Here is a 17,780-nt window from a genome sequence, read left to right as displayed (position 1 = left end):
TGTGGTATTGACACGAATTCCACGAATACCCACAAACGTGGACCCATTAGGTCTTGTTTCTTGTTTCCTGACCCTTGGTTCTTTAAGTTTAAACCATCCTTCCGTCCAAAAGGTTGATGATCCGGGAACCATATTCCGCATTTTTTTCGGAGTGTGTCACTTGGATGATTGTGACACCTTCCTCGTTCAATTGTTTGAACAGTTCCATAATTTCCTCCCCCTGTTTGGAGTTGAGGTTACCCGTAGGCTCATCGGCCAAGATCAACTTTGGATTGGAAATAAGGGCACGTGCAATGCCCACCAATTGCTGTTGACCCCCGCTAAGCTGGGCTGGAAACAGGTCCTTTTTACCCACAATGCTGAAGCGGTCCAGCATATCGGCCACCATGGCCTTGCGTTCCGAGCCCTTGAATTTTTTATAGATTAAAGGCATTTCTAAGTTCTCTTGCACCGTAAGTTCGTCCAACAAATGATAGGACTGGAACACAAAACCGATGTACTCCTTATACAGATTGGCTCGGTGTTTTTCTTTGAGGTCATGTACTGATTCATCCAGAAAATTGTATTCCCCTTCATCAAAGGCATCGAGCATTCCGATGACGTTGAGCAATGTTGATTTTCCAGACCCGGAGGGACCCATGATGGAAATGAACTCCCCTTCCTCTACTTCAAGATTGATGTCCTTTAACAAAAAAATACGTTGGCCCCCAGAGTTGACCCATTTGAATATGTTGTTCAGTTGTAATAGCATGATATGATTTTATTCGGTTCTTAAACTTTTTACAGGGTTGGCGATGGCCGCTTTAATGGCTTGGTAGCCTACGGTGAGCAAGGCAATGGTAATCGCGGCTATACCGGCCAACAAAAATATCCACCACTCTATTTCTATTCTATAGGCAAATTTTTCAAGCCATTTATCCATGGCAAACCAAGCAATGGGCGAAGCAAACACCAAAGCAATGATCACCAATATAATGTACTCTTTGGAAAGTAAACGGACAATTCCTTCTACGGAAGCTCCCATAACTTTTCGTATCCCTATTTCCTTGGTACGCTGAAATGCGGTCAACACAGCTAGGCCGAACAGTCCCAAGCAACTGATAAATATGGAAACAAAAGTAGCCAAGTTCACCAAAGTGGCCAATTGCTTTTCTTGTTTGTACATCTGCTCTATGGATTCGTCATAAAAGGTATAGGAAAAACTTTCTGGCGGATAAAAGCGATACCATTTCTGCTCAATTTCACTTAAAGTGCTTTGCCATTGATCGGTGTTGGAGGTTAGTTTTATATTGAAGTTTGTAAGGTTGCTTTTTTCCATTTGAAAGGCCATGGGGTCTATGGATTGATAGAAATCCCGCATATGGAAGTCATTGACCACACCCACAATGGGAAGCTTTTCGTCTTTCTGGCCAATGAATTTTCCCAAAGCCTCTTGGGTCGAGGCAAAACCAAATGCCTTTACCGCCGTCTCGTTGATCACATATTCTGTTGGGGTATCGGACTCATGGAGATTTCTTCCCGCCAACACTTTCAAGTTGTAAAGATTTACATACGAAGTATCCACCCATTTTTTGAAAACCTGTCTAGAGATGGCCGGCTTTCCCTCTTCACTATATTCGTATGCGCTTGATGCATATCCTTCCGATAGGGGGGCTGCACCTAGGGAGGCATTTTGGATGCCGGATATCGTTTTGAGCTCTTCCAACAAGGGAAATTGTTTGCCATCATATTTATCTTCAAAAACATATTTATAGGGAACTTGTACCAAAACAACGGCGTCTTTGTTAAAACCCATATCCGATTTGATGGAGTATTGCAATTGTTTACCAATGATGAGAGCGGATGTAATGAATACCAAAGCAATCACAAACTGAAATATGATCAGTGCTTTTTGCAGGTTAAATCCTTTACTGCCCTTGGTCTGTAGTGAAGTACTCCTGAAAACACTGATGACATTGACCCTTGTTATCAACCAACCGGGGTACAAACCGGCCAGAATGGCCACCAAAACACTCAATACAAAAAGGAAACCGAGATACTCAAGGATATTTGCGAACGGTGTTATCCCCTCGGGAATGATATCTTTCAAGAACCAAAAAACCAATTTGGTCAATGCAAGGGATAAGATTCCAGCCAAAACAGTGGTCACCAGGGTTTCCAATAAAAATTGGCCTATCAACTGCTTTTTATTGCTGCCCAAGGTCTTGCGAACCCCAATTTCCTTGGTGCGCTGAGGAATGCCCGCAACGCTCATATTAATATAATTGATGCAAGCCAAAAGCAAAAGGAACAGGGCAATGCCCATCAATCCATAAAGAACAGGTTTACTCGCTTTTCTAAGATTGCTCTCCCTAATATGGGTTGCGAAATGCGATTCACCCAAAGGCAGTAATTCTATCCAGCGTTTAAAATTGAAGGTGTTTTCCGATTGATCTCTCCATTCCTTGGTTTTTTGTTGAATAATATCGTCGATTTGTTCAGCAATGATTGCAGGGTTGGAAGCTTTGTCAAGCTGAAGATAAAGTCTGTCCGAACCATTTGTGTTTGTCCATATGTTCAAGTCATATGCGATATAGGGCAGAGGAACAAATTCATGTGAGTTGAACTCCGTGGGTTGGGGCAAATTGGCTACTACGCCGGCCACCGTTCGGGTAATGGTGTCCCTATAACTATAATAGGTTATGGTCCTATCCAGAATTTCATTTGGCACCTGGTCTGGGAAATACTGTTTGGCCCTATCTTCGGTAAGCACAACACTATTGGGATTATCCAAAAAAGAAGATTTGGTTCCCGAGAGCCAGCGATACTCCAAAAAATTAAAGTAAGCAGAATCAATCGCGGCCACTCCTTTTTGGTCATCGAATCTTAATGGACTCCCAAACGAATTGTCTACCTCCACACTCCTAAATGAATTTTCAAATATGGGGACGACATGCTCGAGTCCATCTATTTGCTCACGAATACCCTGATATAAGGGTTTTGAAGCCCCTCCATTATAGTCTTCTTTTTCATCAAAAACAAAGCCCGAGACAACACGATAGATATTTTCCTTTTGAACCAGTTCTTTGTCATAACTATACTCGTATGAAACAATACGATAGATGACCCAACAAATACTGATACCAATGGCGAGGCCAAAAATGTTCAATGTGGTGAACAATCGTTTTCGCTGTAAATGGCGAAAGGTAGTTATCAGATATTTTTTGATCATGGCGGTTGGTGTTATTCGGTTCTTAAACTTTTTACAGGGTTGGCCGATGCGGCCTTCACCGTTCTGGTCCCTACAGTGACAAAGGCAATAAAAGTGGCCAACAATCCTGCACCTATAAAGAACAGGGGACTTAAACTTACATGGGAGGCATAGTTCTGCAGCCACTCATTTAAAAAGTACCAGGCAATAGGTGTAGCAATTACAAAGGCGATGCCGACCAGTTTCAAGAAATCCTTGGTAAGAAGCAGAGCCACTGAAGATACACTGGCCCCTACCACTTTACGCACACCAATTTCCTTGGTGCGCTGTGCAACCACCAACATGGAAATGGCAAATAGCCCGATACAGCTCAACAAAATCCCAAGGATACTTCCGCTGGTTATGATGGTCGCCATGGTTTTTTCCCGCTTAAAGGTACGGTCCACATTCTCATCCAAAAAAGAGCCTAAAAACTCTGCCTGTGGCTCTACTTTTTCCCAAGCATCCTTGATTGCATCAAAGGATTTTGCAATATTTTTAGGGGCTACTTTCACATAGGCATAATAAAGGTCCCAATCTTTGTTCATGAACAGGGTAAGCGGTTGTATCTTCCTACTAATATCTTGAAAATTATAGTCTTTCACCACTCCGATTACAGAATAGGTAACATTGTCGTCCATGGGAATGGTTATGGAAAGTGGGTCTTCTTCCCCAAGTTGTTTGGCCATGGATTCGTTGATGACCAAACTAAGGCTATCGGTGGCAAAATCCCTATTGAACATGCGTCCGGCAACCAATTGAAGGTCCAAAGTCTTCGCATAATCGAAGTCTACGGTCAAAGCATTGGTAACCACTCCTCGGCCCTTATAGTCAAAACCCATCATGCTACTGGAAAGGCTACCGTCGCGCCCCTTTCCCAAATTATTGTCGGCCCCGGAAACGCTGAGGACATCCGGGTTGTTCTTAAGTTCATCGCGAAGTAGTTCAACCACGCTGTAACCGTTCTTTTTTCCATTTAAAGGAATGGAAATTACCTGTTCTTTATTGTACCCCAGGTCCTTGTTCCTCATGAATTCAATCTGGCCATGCAGCACAAGGGTTCCCGTGATCAAAAGTATGGCAATGGCAAATTGGAGCACGATAAGACTGTTTCGTAAACGGTTCTTGCCTACTTCCATTTTTCCCTTTAGGGCCCTAAGAGTGCCCAATTTACTCATCAACAAGGCGGGATACCCTCCGGCAATGAGCGTGACAATGAAGATGGCAAGGCCAAAAAGAATCACTACGCCTGGTTGTATTACATCGGCAAAGGAGGCTTTGGTATTAAAAAGGGTCTTGAACGGATTAAGGAGTAGATTACTTATTACCATCCCCATCAGCAAAGACAAGGCAAAAACGAATAGACTTTCCAACCAGAATTGGAAGAACAGCTGCTTTTTGATGGCCCCCAAAGTCTTGCGCATCCCAATTTCTTTTAATCGTTTTTCGCCAAGGGCGATGTTCATGTTGATAAAATTGGCACTCACAATGAAAATGATCACGAAAGCTATTCCTAAGATCATTAAAGGAAAAACACGGTCTACTTTGGCGGCCCCTGTCGTGTACGAGGCAAAATGTCTATCGGTGATGGGCATCAAATGAAATTGCTTGTATCTCCCATCAGCGTCGGGAACAGCGCCATCACGGATGTCACTTTCTATGCCGCCTTTGTAGTGAAGGGCCGTAAAGGGAATCGTGTTTTTTTCGAACTGTGCCACGGTTACTTCTTTTTCCAGTTGAAGATATATGGGATGGAACTGAGAGTCCCAACGGTCTTTGCTGGATAGATATTCAGGATGGGTCTCGAATGGTACCACAATTTCAAAATCAACACTACTGTTGCTTGGCGCATCCTTTAGTACGGAAGCAATGGTAAAGGGCTGTTCTTCCCGGCCTATCTTTAGGGAAACGGTCTTCCCGATTACGTTATCGGTGGTTCCGAATATTTTTTTTGCGCCTTTCTCCGTAATCCCTACCGAATTATTGTTGGGCAAGGGATTTTTAGAGTTCCCCATAAGGGTCGGATAGGTAAAAATGTCAAAAAAGGAGGGGTCCACATATTCGGCATCCAAACTCAATTCCTTGGAGTTATAGGTAATCAAGACATCTTCGCTTACCGAACGTGCAATGTGCTTAATACCGGCAACCTCTTCCTTAAGGGCAGGGGCCAAGGGAACAGGGTTTGATACACTGATCTCCGGACCTCTTGGCGTTTGGTTGGAAAGGTAAAGCTGATAGGCAGAGTCCTTGTTCTCATGGAATTGATCATAGGAAAGTTCAAAAAGGGCCGTCATGGTCAAAAGGATGGCCACGGCAAAGGCGCATGTAAGTCCCACAATGTTTGCCAAGGTGAAGATTTTGTTCTTCAATAAGTTTCTCCAAGCGATTTTCAAATAGTTCTTTAACATGATTTCCGTTTTTTACTTTATCTATTTTTGAACAATTTACTGTGTTTTCAATGAGTCCGATGGATTGGCCACAGCGGCCCTGATGGACTGAAAGCTGATGGTGGACAACGCTATGAGAATGACCAATATAGAGGCAATGGCGAACACCTGCCAGCCCAACTGGATCCGATAAGGGTAGTTTTCCAGCCATTTATTTGCGATGGTCCATGCGACAGGTATGGATATTAAAAGGGCTACCAACACTAATTTTATAAAATCCTTGGAAAGGATGGCTACCACATTGTTTATGGAAGCACCCAAAACTTTTCGGATCCCGATTTCCCTGGTCCGTTTTTCGGCAGAGAGCACAGATAGACCGAACAGGCCAATGCACGAAATAAAGATGGTGAGAATTGCGCTGAACAGCATAATTTGCTTCCACTTGGCCTCGGCCTCGTAGCTTTGATAGTTCTGGTCTTCTAAAAAATGATAGCTGTACGGATCAAAAGGGAACATTTCCTTGAACACTTTTTCAATGTCCGCTATGGCTGATGTGGCACTCCTAGGGGCTATTTTTATGTACAGCATCCCCAGTTCATTGGTTGGTTTCATGGTAAAGAGCTGTGGCCGTATAGTCTGGCCGAGAGAGTCGTAGTGATAGTCTTTTACCACTCCGATCACAGTGTATTTTTCTCCATTGTACCAGAAATCCACCGTTTGTCCAACGGCATCGCTCCAACCGGCTTCCTTTACAAAGGCCTCGTTCACCAAAACGGATTGGGTGGCATCCGAAGGATGTTCATCGGAAAAGTTCCTGCCTGCCTTCAATTGTATGCCCAAAATGGGGATGTAGGACTGGTTTACGGTTTCATAGGCAAACTGCACTTGCTTGTCACCTTCCACTTTGGCAATGGTACTCCAGCCGCCACCGTTTTTGCCCGCCACGTCCAAGATATTTCCGTAGGAAGCAAGGCGGCCTTTGAAGGTATCAAGTTCGTCTGGGGTCAAACGATTTTTCTGTAACAGTACCAGGTCCGTGTCATCATAACCCAGTTCTTGGGTGGTCAAAAAATTGAACTGTTCATAAATCACAAAAGTGCATATGATTAACAACGAGGCCAAGGTAAACTGAAGCACCACCAAGGATTTTTGAAGATAATTCTTTCCTGAGAGGATAAAACGGCTGTACAAGGTATCCACAGGACTATACCTTGAAAGGATAAGGGCGGGGTAGAACCCGGCCAATAGCCCCGTGATCACGAACAATGTTATATACCCCAACGCCAACTTGGCGTCCAACACAAAGGAGATTGACAATTGCTTGTTGGCCAGACCATTAAAAATGGGCAGAGCGAGTTGTACCAAAAGTATGGCCATAGCAAAGGCAAAAAAACACAACATAAAAGATTCGCCCAAGAACTGGAACACGAGTTGTCTTCTTTTCCCTCCGACCACTTTTCGAATACCGATTTCTTGTGACCGTCTTACGGAACGGGCCACGGTGAGATTCACAAAATTGATGCAGGCAATCAATAGAATGAACAGTGCAATGCCCGATAAAATATAGGAAAAGGTAGGATTGCTGGCATCCGTCAACCCATTTTGGGCAGGGAGCTCCTTGTTGAGGTGCATGTCCGTAAAAGGTTGAAGGAAATATTTTGGTGGGAGCCCATCGTCCCCATATTGCTCTTTGATGATTTTTGCTGCATCGGAAGATTGAGCCAGATAAAGGTCCTGCATCTTGTCATTGACTACGTCCACATTGGCTCCTGGTTTCAGGGAAACAAAGGTGTTCAGGAAAAAGTTGAACCAGTTGAAATTGTTGGCAAGATCTTCCTTTGGAATTTCCAAGGGCAGGAGCATGTCAAATTTTATGGAGGAGTTTTGCGGACTTTTTTGGGATACGGCCGTCACGGTGTAGGGAACAAATTCCCCATTGTTTCGGAACATCATGGTTTTGCCAACTGCATTGGTAGTGCCAAACTGCCTAAGCGCAAGCTCTTCCGATATGACCACGGAAAAGGGCTCGGACAAACAGGTCTTGGGGTTACCTGAGATTACGGGGAAGGTAAACATGGAAAAGAAATTGGGATCAACATAGTGCAGATCCCGGGAAACCACCTCGCCCCCGATTTTTACATCTTCCCTGCCGCTTTGTATCCTCACGTATTCCTTGATTTCAGGAATGTCCTCTGTAAACCTTGGTCCTTGCAGAAAGCCGGTACTGGAGTTTTTGCCTTCGGGGACGCCACTTTCGTTATAGTTTTGGCTTACGATTCGGTAAATATGCTCACCGTCTTCATGGAATCTGTCATAACTCACCTCATCCTTGACATAAAGAATAATCAACATCGCACAGGCCAGCCCTAAACTGAGCCCAGAAATATTAATGAAGGAATAAACCCTGTTCTTGATAAGGTTCCGCCATGCAATCTTAAAATAGTTCTTAATCATGGTGTTTTTTTATGATGAATTTTAATTTATTCCTGCCTCAGGGCATCCACTGGATTTTGGCTGGCTGTACGGGTATAGTTTATGCTCGCAATGAGTGCCACCATTAGTAAGATGAACAAACTGCATATGGCAAAGATTCCCCAGTGCAGAGTCACTTTATAGGCAAAGTTTTGCATCCATTTGTCGACGGTGAACCATGCAGCCGTCAATCCAAGAAGAACAGCCGGAATGGCCACATATTCCAAATCGGAAATGAATGTCTTCAAGATATCGGAAAGGGTAGCCCCATTTATTCTTCTGATGGCCAGCTCTTTTCTACGTCGTTCGGATTCGTTGAACGTATAACCGAGCAATCCGATAATGGTGACCAATAGGATGATTATATTTCCGACGAGCATGGCATTGCGGAATCCTTTTTGGCCCTTATAGGCATTCAATTGTTCGGCCTCAAGACTTTTGATCTCTGCATCATCATGTGGGAAGCCCAAGTTAAAGACTTCGGAAATTTTGTTCATAAGCCCTTCATGAACTCCTTCATGGGCCTTGACCAAGATATTGAACGACATGGATGGATCTTCAATTTTGAGTTGTTCAAATTTTTCTTCCGGCAGATAAAAAAACACCGAAGGCCTTACATCGGGTTCAGATATCGACCGAACCACAAAGTCAGGGAATACCCCACGGATGGTCGTGTTTTCATGTCCGGAAAGAGTAATCTGTTTTCCTACCACCCCATCAGCCCACCCATTGTTCAGTTTCAACAATTCGGCACCTTTTTTACTGATGAGCAAATCATTTGCAACGGCTTCTTTACTGGTAAAATCTTCCCCTTCGTCTACTTTGATGCCCAGTATGGAGAGATAGTTACCATCCACCTCATAAAAATCGGCGACATTGAACAAGTCTCGTTTTTCATCAGGTGAAAGCACATTGTTTCCGGATGCACCACTGATGGGCACATCGTAACCCAAACCAACCGTTTCAATCTCGGGCATGGCCCTTAGTTCATTTAACACCGTTGATATTTTGTTGCCCTCCATGCCTTCGGTAGAGCCATAGTAGACACCTTCGGCAATATAACCATGGTCGGCATTTTTCATACTGTTGTACTGCAATGTTACAATGACCAAAACGGTTAGGATAAATGTGGCCCCTACAAATTGGAAAGACAACAGGACCAGTTTCCATTTGCCCCGCTTTTGTTGGTAGTCCCTGAAAGCTGTGGCCACGGGGATACGTGAAAAAAATCGCCCTGGAAAATAACTGGTAATGAAAACAAGAAACACCAAAAGCAAAGCCAATGGCACAATAACATATGGGTTTAACACTGAGGAAAGGCTGTGTCCCCATTGTGCTTCTGCCATGGGCTTAAGTGCCCATATCATAAGTAGGGCGCCTACAATGGAAACAAGAAAAAGGACAGCGGTTTCGGAAAAAATCATTTGCTGTAAATTCTTTGTCTCGGCCCCACAAGTTTTGTGTATGGCAGAACTCTTGGCCCGTGTAACCAATGTTCCCATGGTCAAAAGGATATAGTTCATTAAAGAAACAAACAATACGGCCAGGGCAATAGTGGAGAGGATAACAATCAAATCCTTCACATTGTCCACGTGTATTTCCTTGATGGGCTTGAAGGAATATTGCAGTACAATGCCCTGTTGCTGTTCTTCCAACCTTTCAATGTCCTGATGCTTTACTTGCATGGAACGAACAGCGTGGGCCAAATCTTTAGGATTTGTTCCAGGACTCAGCTTTACACAGGCATAATATCGATCATTTCCCATCCAATTGTTTGTACCGTCCCACGTGAACTGCTCGGTGGAGACCATAGAAACCAAGATGTCATAGGTATAGTTTGTGTTCTCAGGCAAGGTTTCGAAGACACCACCAATGGTGAGTTTTTTGTCAGGATATTTCTTTATGCGGATAACTTTCCCAACAACGTTGCCTCCCATATTATCGGCGATTTCTTGGGAGACCATACAGGTCATGGGACTTTTAAGTATTTCTTCGGGGTTTCCACTTATCATAGGAAGGGGTAACACATCGAACAAATGTTCATCGGCCAATGAGATGTTCGCATCATAGCTATTCAAGTCATCGGTATAGACAACGTGATCGCCGATGGAATTGAGACGGGTGGCTGCTTCTATGCCCGGCACTTCGGCCTTCAGGCCCGGGGCTATGGCTCCACTCACCCTAGGATAACTTTCCAATTTGTCCGAGGATTTATCTGTCTTAAAATTTTCGTGCACCACATAAATGCGGTCAGCATCCGGGTAAAAACTATCATAACTATAATAGTACAGCACTTCGGAAAGGAGCAATATCCCGAATGCCAGCCCTGCGGTCAAAGATATGATCCTGGTAAAGGCATGTTCCCCTTTTCGGAACAACCTGCGGAATGCCAATTTTAAATAGTTCATCGTTTTTTCATTTCATTTTTACCTAAAAATCATTCTTGCTTTAATGCTTCTACGGGGTTTGCCGATGCCGCGCGCCAACTTTGCCAACTTACCGTGAACAAAGCCACAAGCATGGTCAGTACTCCAGCAAACAGGAATACCCACCAGTTCATATTTGTTTTATAGGCAAAACCTTCGAGCCATTTATGCATGGTGTACCAAGAAAGGGGTACGGCGATCAGGAATGCCAATGCCACCCATTTCACGAAATCTTTGTTCAAAAGCATCATTACACCACCAATGGTGGCACCGTTCACTTTTCTCACGCCAATTTCTTTTTTCCGTTGCTGCATATAGAAAGTGGCCATGGCCAAGATGCCCATGGAGGAGATGATGACCGCCAAAAAAGTAAAGTAGCTGATGATTTTTCCCGTACGTTCTTCCTTTTTGTACCATTGATCTATGGTCTCGTCCACAAATTGGATATCAAATTCCACGTCGCCGACAATCCCTGCATAAGTGGACTTCACTTGGTTGATGATGTTTACAATTCCTTGCCCGTCCACTTTTAAAAAAATATTGTCCGCAAAAAAATCGGGTGTTTGTTGACGTATCATAAGAGGCCCAATATTGTCCCGTAATTGTTTAAAATTGAAGTCTTTTACGACTCCCAAGATGGGTACCTCATGATCTTCCATTTTGAAGGAAACAGGATTGTCCGTGATGCCCAACGTCTTTAGGGCAGCCTCATTCAGGACAACCCCATTGGGAGAATAGGCCACTTCTGTTGGCATAACCTTGATGTCAAACACATCATAAAATGCGGAGTCCACTGCAAATTCTTGAAAACTGATCGGTTTCCCCTCGTAATTGAAAGTCTGGTTACTGCCTCCGCTCAAAGGGCTTTGCCAGGTTATGGAAGCGTCTTTTACACCGGGAATTTTTAGAAGTTCGTCTTTAATGGCCTTTTTTTGGTTGGTACCTCCTAAATATTGCAAATGGACAATATTGTCCTTGTTGAATCCCAAATCTTTGTTTCTGAGGTAATTGGTCTGCTTTACAATAATCCAACTACAGGCCAATAATGAAATGGCCACGGTATATTGGAACGTGATGAAGGCCTTGGCATAAACGCTTTTTGCCTTTGTGCGCAATTCTCCCTTCACTACTTCAATGGGTTTGAAACCTGAAATCTTCAAAGCGGGGACAATACCCGAGATAAAGCCGATCAAGAGCAGCATGCCAAGTGCCACCACAATATTGGTTGGGGTAAAGGCTTGGTTGAGGTTTAAATTGGTTTCCAAGAGGGAATTCAAGGTAGGCTCCAGCAATTTGGCAAACAGAAAGGCGATTACGACGGCAGCAAAACACAGCACAAAGGATTCGGTTACCAATTGCCGGATCAATTGTTTCTTGGATCCACCCAATAATTTCTTCACCGCCACTTCTTTGCCCCTAAAGGTGGCCTGTGCAATGGTTAGGTTGATATAGTTTCCAACGGCCAGCAAAAGGATAATGAAAACGATTGCAGAAAGCACCATGACCATGGTTTTGCTGTTGCTCTTGGTTCCGCTTCCCACTTTATTGCTAAAATACAGTTCCTTCAATGGAGTGAACACCACTGTTTTTGCTATACCATCTTTATATAGCCAGAAGCTCTTTTTGAAATTTTCCAAAATTTGAGGAGCTTTCGCGGGAAGGTCAGTATGGGGTTTGGCCATCAGATAAATACTTATGGAACACCAGCCGTATTCCTCCATAATCCCCTCAAAGCCAAAGATTTTTTTAAAGGCACCTAGATTGACCAGGGCATCTTGCTTGGTAAAATGGGTGTTTTCCGGAAAGTCGTCCATAATACCTGTAACCGTAAACTTATGGTCTGTATTGATGAAAACAGACTTTCCGACGGCATCGGAGGAGCCAAATAACCGCAGTGCCATGGATTTGGAGAGCACAATGCCATCCTCGGTCTGGAGCACATCTTCAGATTCGCCATGAAGTAGGGGGAAAGAAAACATGTTGAAAAAACCAGGATCCACACCCAAATAATCGAATTTTAATTTTTGGCTTCCGGATCGGGATATTCTACCGGAAACATTCAACACACGAGTGAAATTCTCTATTTCTGCATATTCCTGTTTTAGGTCGGTCGCAATTGGGGGTGAAAAATCAACGGATTCGTTTTCAAGACGATATATCCTATCCTTGTTTTTGTGGAAATCATCAACGGACAGCTCGTTTTGGATATATACCCCAAGGAGCAGTATAAAGGTGAGCGACATGGCGAACCCCAAAACGGTCACCGTCGAGTACATTTTGTTCCTGGAAAGATGTCTCAGGTATGAGTTTAATCCTAACATGTCACATTTTCATTTAATTGTTCTTTTGATTGGAGTCATTCATTTCGTAAGCTTTCAACTGGATTGATCATGGCCGCTTTAATACTCTGCCAACTTACGGTAAGGAGCGCAATCATCAAGGCCAATATTCCCGCCAACGCGAAGACCCACCAACTCAAAGGGGTTTTATAGGCAAAAACACTGAGCCATTTGTCCATGGCGTACCACGCAATGGGAACGGCAATGACAAAGGCAAGGCCGATCCACTTCACAAAATCCTTGTTCAAGAGAGAAAGGATCTGGGTAATGGTCGCTCCGTTGACCTTTCTGATCCCAATTTCCTTTGTACGTTGCAGGCAGGTATAGGATGTTAGCCCGAACAATCCCAAGGAAGCGATCAAAATGGCGAGCACGGTAAAAAGCTGGAAAGCCTTGGCAAACTTCTGTTCATCTTTAAAGAGCGCTTCATATTTCTGGTCCAAAAAGGTGTAATTGTAGGTGCTTACCGGAAAGATCTGGTGCCATGTCCTACTGATGTCATCCAAGGCCTTTTTGGTATTTCCCATGGTCATGGCCTTCGGGTCCAATTTCACCAAAACGTTCTGGGCATTTCTTCTATGTCTTATGACCATTGGCACCACAGGCGACTTCATTCCAGAATGGTTGTAATCTTTGATTACCCCGGCCACAGTCCAATCTGCCCCCCAATAGTTAATGGTTTTTCCAACAATACTTTCCACATCAGTGACCTCCATGAAATGCGCCATCTTTTCATTGATCACAACATTGTTGCTCGATTTTTGACTGGTTTGTACGAATGGGCCCCCGGCAACAAATTCCATCCCCATTACATCAAAATATTCTGCCCCGGCACTATAATTGTACCAGATATGCTTCTCATCAAACTTCCCATTAGGGAACGTAATCCCCATATTGGAATTTAAATTGTCAAAAGAATCTCCTGGGTAGGTTCCTGCTCCTGTGACCTCGGCTATATATGGGTTTTTCCTGAGCTCATCCTCAAAGGCATCAAAACTCATATTGAACAATGAGTCGGATGTTTTGTTGAGCACCTGCCCCTTTAAGGCAATCACTGGATCTAGAGTGGCCCCAATGGGACGGTTTTTGAGAAAATGGATCTGCTTATTGGCCACAAAGGTGCCGATCAACAAGGCGATAGTGGCCACAAATTGGCACACGACCAAAGCTTTGATGAAGAATGCTCCCCCAGAAGAGGTCTGTGCTTTTCCCTTAAGGGCCTTTGTGGGTTTAAATCGGGTGAGTACAAATGCGGGATAAAAGGCAGCCAATGAAGCGCCAATCAACATAATGGCCAAATAGGGCAAAAGGGAGATCAATTGTGCTTTGTCCAACCCTAAATCTTGCTCCACCAGTGCATTAAAACTTGGGAGCAGTAAATAAACACATAACACGGCAAGAATAATGGCGATGATATTCAAAAGGGCCGACTCCAAAAGAAACTGAAGGGCTAGTTGAGGTTTTTTGGCCCCAACAACTTTTCTGATACCGACTTCCTTGGCCCTTTCCAACGATTTGCTGCTGGAGAGGTTCATGTAATTCATCCAACAGAGTAGTAAGGTAATAAAGGCGATAATGGCCAAAAACCGAACATTGTTGCCATTGCCATTGGTTTCTGCCTCATAAGGTTTGTTAGAGTACAGGTGTATATCCTCAATGGGTTCAATATGGTGTCTTTCGTTTTTCAGCCCCTCTGGGGCATAGTCCATGATTTTTTGTCCCAACTGGGCAATATCAGCATTTTTGTCAACCTTTATATAGGTGAAATACGCATTTTGGTTCCAAGTATAATCCCAGTCCTGTTTAAATTTTTCCCAGGTGTAAAAGGTTTTGAAGGAAACCAGAAAATCGTTTTTTAAATGGGTATTGTACCCTTTGTTGTTCATTGTCCCCGTTACGGTGAACAACAAGTCGCCCGATCCTGCAATTTTCAAGGTCTTTCCCAAGGGGTTTGCATCACCAAAGATTTTTTTTGCCAAAGTGGTGCTCAATACAATGGAATAGGGCTCATTCAAGGCATTGGTCACATCCCCTTTTTCCAAAGAGCGATCAAAGACATCAAAATATGTAGGGTCCGCTAAAGAAGCGGTATTATGGTCAAAAATCTCGTCATCGTGCAACAGTACCACTTCACCTATTCGCCTCAGCCTTGCAAATTCCTCAATCTCGGGAAACTGTTCTTTGAGCGTTGGGCCACTTACAATGTAGGCATTGGCATCACCGGGGACATATTTTCCACCTTCAAGATAGTCCATGTATACGCGATACACTCGGTCGGAGCCTTCAAATTTGTCATAGCTGTGCTCGTGGTTCACATACAGCATGATGAGCATAAAGGAAGCAATCCCAGCAGTCAACCCAAAGATGTTGATGAAAGAATATAATTTGTTCTTGAAGAGGTATCGACTTGCTATTTTTAGATAGAGTTTATACATGTTTTAAGTTTTGTTTGTTCGTGAAGGGCAGCATAAAATCATTCCATCCTCAAGCTTTCTACAGGGTTTATGTTCGCCGTTCTATAGGTTCTTGTTCCGATGACCACCAAGGCCACAAACACCATTCCAATGCCGCTACACAAAAACACCCACCAACTTAAGGTGGTCTTGTAGGCAAAACCTTGGATCCATTCTTGGATCAGGTACCAAGCAATTGGAACGGAAATAACAAAGGCGATACCTACCAAAATCAGGAATTCCTTGCACAAAAGAAGGTTCAGTTGGGCCAAATTGGCTCCCAAGACTTTGCGTACTCCAATTTCCTTTATCCGTCTTTCCGTGGTATAGACCACAAGACCCAATAGACCCATACAACTAATCAATATGGCCAATCCTGTGGCCCATTTCAACAATTGTACGGTGCTCTTCTCCTTTCGGTAAAACCCTTTTACCAATTCATCCATAAACTTCACCTCCACCTCTTCATCTGGATAAATGGAAGCCCAGGCATTCTCCACTTGTTCGATGGATTCTGACCATTGTTGGGAATTGGTTCCCAAATCAAAGTGAATGGAATTGATCATGGAATAACCATTGTTTCTCCAATTGCCGGTCAGGGCAAGTGGCCGAATGTTCGATTTTAGAGATCGTTGGTTGAAATCCTTCATCAACCCGACTACTGGGATGTTCATGGTGTCCAATTTTAGCATGGTCCCCACTACCTCCGATGGCTCTTGGAACCCCAATGCCTTGGCAAACGCCTCGTTCACCACATATTCCTTGATACTATCGTTCAATCGCTCTCTACCGGAGAGTATGGGAATGTTATAGGTTTTTAAATAGTTGATGTCGCCCCACAGAATTTCGGTTTCTTGGTGCATTTCTGCTCCATCCTTAAAATAAGTTAACATGGTGGACGACATGCTATTAGAAGCTGGTGGATTGTTGGCCCAGCTTACGTTGGAAAGCCCCTTGATCTCTTTGATTCTTTCCAGCAAACGCTCTTTCTTTAGCTCGGTGTTGTTGTTCCACGGTAGGTTCACATAGGCAATGGCTTCTGTTTTAATACCCATGTCCTTGTTCATGACATAGTACAACTGCTTGCCCACTAACATGGTGGCAATTACAAATACTTGGGCCACTACAAATTGGAAAACGGTCAAGGTCTTTCTTAAGCGAACCCCTTTATCACCTTTTGCCAACTGGCCCTTAAGCACAGATACAGGTTTAAACCTGGATAGGACAAAAGCAGGGTAGAATCCAGAAAGAATGCTCACCACAACAATCAGTAGAACAATTCCTAAAATGCCTTGTGGGCTAAAAAGAACCCCAAGACTGATTCCAGAAGGAAGAAAATCTTTGAACTGCCGTAAAAGCACCGGGGCCAATAACGAGGAAACGATTGCGGCCAAGGAGGTCAAGATCAACGTTTCACCCAAAAACTGACGGACCACTTGCTTTTTGGAGCTACCCAAGGTTTTACGTATCCCTATTTCCTTTGCCCTGGTCAACGCTTGGGCAGAATTTAGGTTGATAAAGTTGGCACAGCCCAAGAGCAATAGGAAAAGCGCAACAAAAGCTAGGCTTTTAAGCACCGATATACTGGCAACATGCTCTGAATTGTTAAAGGGAAAATCCCCGTATTTACCCCCAAAATGAATTTCTGATAGCGGTTGTAAAACGAACAAGCGATTATCATCAACGGCCCAAGGCTCCATGTTTTTGTGTTCCAAGGCCAAGGCATCCAAACGCGCTTGAATGTCTTTCAATCTAGCCAGATCTGCTACCTTGATGAACAGTTGGTCCCCTGAACTGGTGCTGTTCCATTGATCACTGGTGGTGATATCCTGTTCATTGAACATTTTTGCCGAAGCCAAAGACATGAATTCGGTAAAGGTCAAATCGCTCTTCTCCTTAAAATCGGCCACAACACCTGTTACCTTAACGGGAATGGAATCATTGTAGACCAACGTTCTTCCCACCACATTGGCCATTTGGGTATGGGGGAAATAGATTTCGGCCTTTTTTTGTGAGAGCACTACTTGACCAGGCCCAGAAAGTGCCGTAGCCTTATCACCGGCCAGCCATTCATATTGGAACAATTCAAAGTATGCATCATCGGCAAGGATGGAGTTTTCAACATCCTTGAAATCAAGATTGGCCTCCTTGTTCTGTACCTTGTAAAAATTGGCGTTCATAAAGGGAGCCGTTACTTCCACTCCCGCAACACCTTCCTGAAAAGTCCGCATTAAAGGAATGGCTACACCTCGGTTGGAGAATTCACCTTCCTTGGATTTAAAAACGGTGACTATACGGTAGATTCGGTCCCCGTCTTTATGGAACTTATCGAACGAAAAATCATAGTATACAATGGCCCCGATAACCATAGCGGCACAAAGCCCAATGGAAAGTCCGATCACATTGATGAAAGAAAAGAGCTTGTTCTTTAAGATGCTCCTCCAGGCTATTTTTAAGTTGTTCAATATCATGGG

Annotated in this window: 8 protein-coding genes; all 8 read right to left on the bottom strand. The window is 43.8% G+C overall.

Going from position 1 to position 17,780, the window contains the following annotated elements:
• Positions 1–88 precede the first annotated feature (88 nt).
• From GTK07_RS01740 to GTK07_RS01705, 8 genes are read right to left on the bottom strand one after another with little or no spacing between them, the layout of a single operon-like run.
• Positions 89–751 (bottom strand): ABC transporter ATP-binding protein, encoded by a 663-nt coding sequence (locus GTK07_RS01740; RefSeq protein WP_163632418.1) that lies wholly within the window; start codon positions 749–751, stop codon positions 89–91.
• Positions 752–760: 9 nt separating this feature from the next.
• Positions 761–3,211 (bottom strand): FtsX-like permease family protein, encoded by a 2,451-nt coding sequence (locus GTK07_RS01735; RefSeq protein ID WP_163632416.1) that lies wholly within the window; start codon positions 3,209–3,211, stop codon positions 761–763.
• Positions 3,212–3,222: 11 nt separating this feature from the next.
• Positions 3,223–5,637: an ABC transporter permease gene (locus GTK07_RS01730; protein ID WP_163632414.1), complete on the bottom strand. Its 2,415-nt coding sequence runs from the start codon at positions 5,635–5,637 to the stop codon at positions 3,223–3,225.
• A 36-nt stretch (positions 5,638–5,673) separates the two neighbouring features.
• Positions 5,674–8,070: an ABC transporter permease gene (locus GTK07_RS01725; RefSeq protein ID WP_163632412.1), complete on the bottom strand. Its 2,397-nt coding sequence runs from the start codon at positions 8,068–8,070 to the stop codon at positions 5,674–5,676.
• A 26-nt stretch (positions 8,071–8,096) separates the two neighbouring features.
• Positions 8,097–10,496: an ABC transporter permease gene (locus tag GTK07_RS01720; RefSeq protein WP_163632410.1), complete on the bottom strand. Its 2,400-nt coding sequence runs from the start codon at positions 10,494–10,496 to the stop codon at positions 8,097–8,099.
• Between the two features lie 29 nt (positions 10,497–10,525).
• Positions 10,526–12,835: an FtsX-like permease family protein gene (locus tag GTK07_RS01715; RefSeq protein ID WP_163632408.1), complete on the bottom strand. Its 2,310-nt coding sequence runs from the start codon at positions 12,833–12,835 to the stop codon at positions 10,526–10,528.
• A gap of 35 nt (positions 12,836–12,870) precedes the next feature.
• The gene (locus tag GTK07_RS01710) at positions 12,871–15,288 is read right to left on the bottom strand and encodes an ABC transporter permease (protein ID WP_163632407.1); all 2,418 of its coding nucleotides are present in this window, start codon (positions 15,286–15,288) and stop codon (positions 12,871–12,873) included.
• A gap of 38 nt (positions 15,289–15,326) precedes the next feature.
• The gene (locus GTK07_RS01705; RefSeq protein WP_163632405.1) at positions 15,327–17,777 is read right to left on the bottom strand and encodes an FtsX-like permease family protein; all 2,451 of its coding nucleotides are present in this window, start codon (positions 17,775–17,777) and stop codon (positions 15,327–15,329) included.
• Between the last annotated feature and the right edge of the window lie 3 nt (positions 17,778–17,780).

This window comes from Flagellimonas sediminis, assembly GCF_010500845.1.
Classification (GTDB): Bacteria; Bacteroidota; Bacteroidia; order Flavobacteriales; family Flavobacteriaceae; genus Flagellimonas; species Flagellimonas sediminis.
Note: the sequence above shows the minus strand (reverse complement) of the source record. Positions and strands in the feature narration are given on the sequence as shown.

Excerpts from the sequence above, each read along its gene's own strand:
- GTK07_RS01725 (WP_163632412.1), bottom strand. The coding sequence starts at position 8,070 with ATGATTAAGAACTATTTTAAGATTGCATGGCGGAACCTTATCAAGAAC.
- GTK07_RS01720 (WP_163632410.1), bottom strand. The coding sequence starts at position 10,496 with ATGAACTATTTAAAATTGGCATTCCGCAGGTTGTTCCGAAAAGGGGAA.
- GTK07_RS01715 (WP_163632408.1), bottom strand. The coding sequence starts at position 12,835 with ATGTTAGGATTAAACTCATACCTGAGACATCTTTCCAGGAACAAAATG.
- GTK07_RS01710 (WP_163632407.1), bottom strand. The coding sequence starts at position 15,288 with ATGTATAAACTCTATCTAAAAATAGCAAGTCGATACCTCTTCAAGAAC.
- GTK07_RS01730 (WP_163632414.1), bottom strand. The coding sequence starts at position 5,637 with ATGTTAAAGAACTATTTGAAAATCGCTTGGAGAAACTTATTGAAGAAC.
- GTK07_RS01705 (WP_163632405.1), bottom strand. The coding sequence starts at position 17,777 with ATGATATTGAACAACTTAAAAATAGCCTGGAGGAGCATCTTAAAGAAC.
- GTK07_RS01735 (WP_163632416.1), bottom strand. The coding sequence starts at position 3,211 with ATGATCAAAAAATATCTGATAACTACCTTTCGCCATTTACAGCGAAAA.
- GTK07_RS01740 (WP_163632418.1), bottom strand. The coding sequence starts at position 751 with ATGCTATTACAACTGAACAACATATTCAAATGGGTCAACTCTGGGGGC.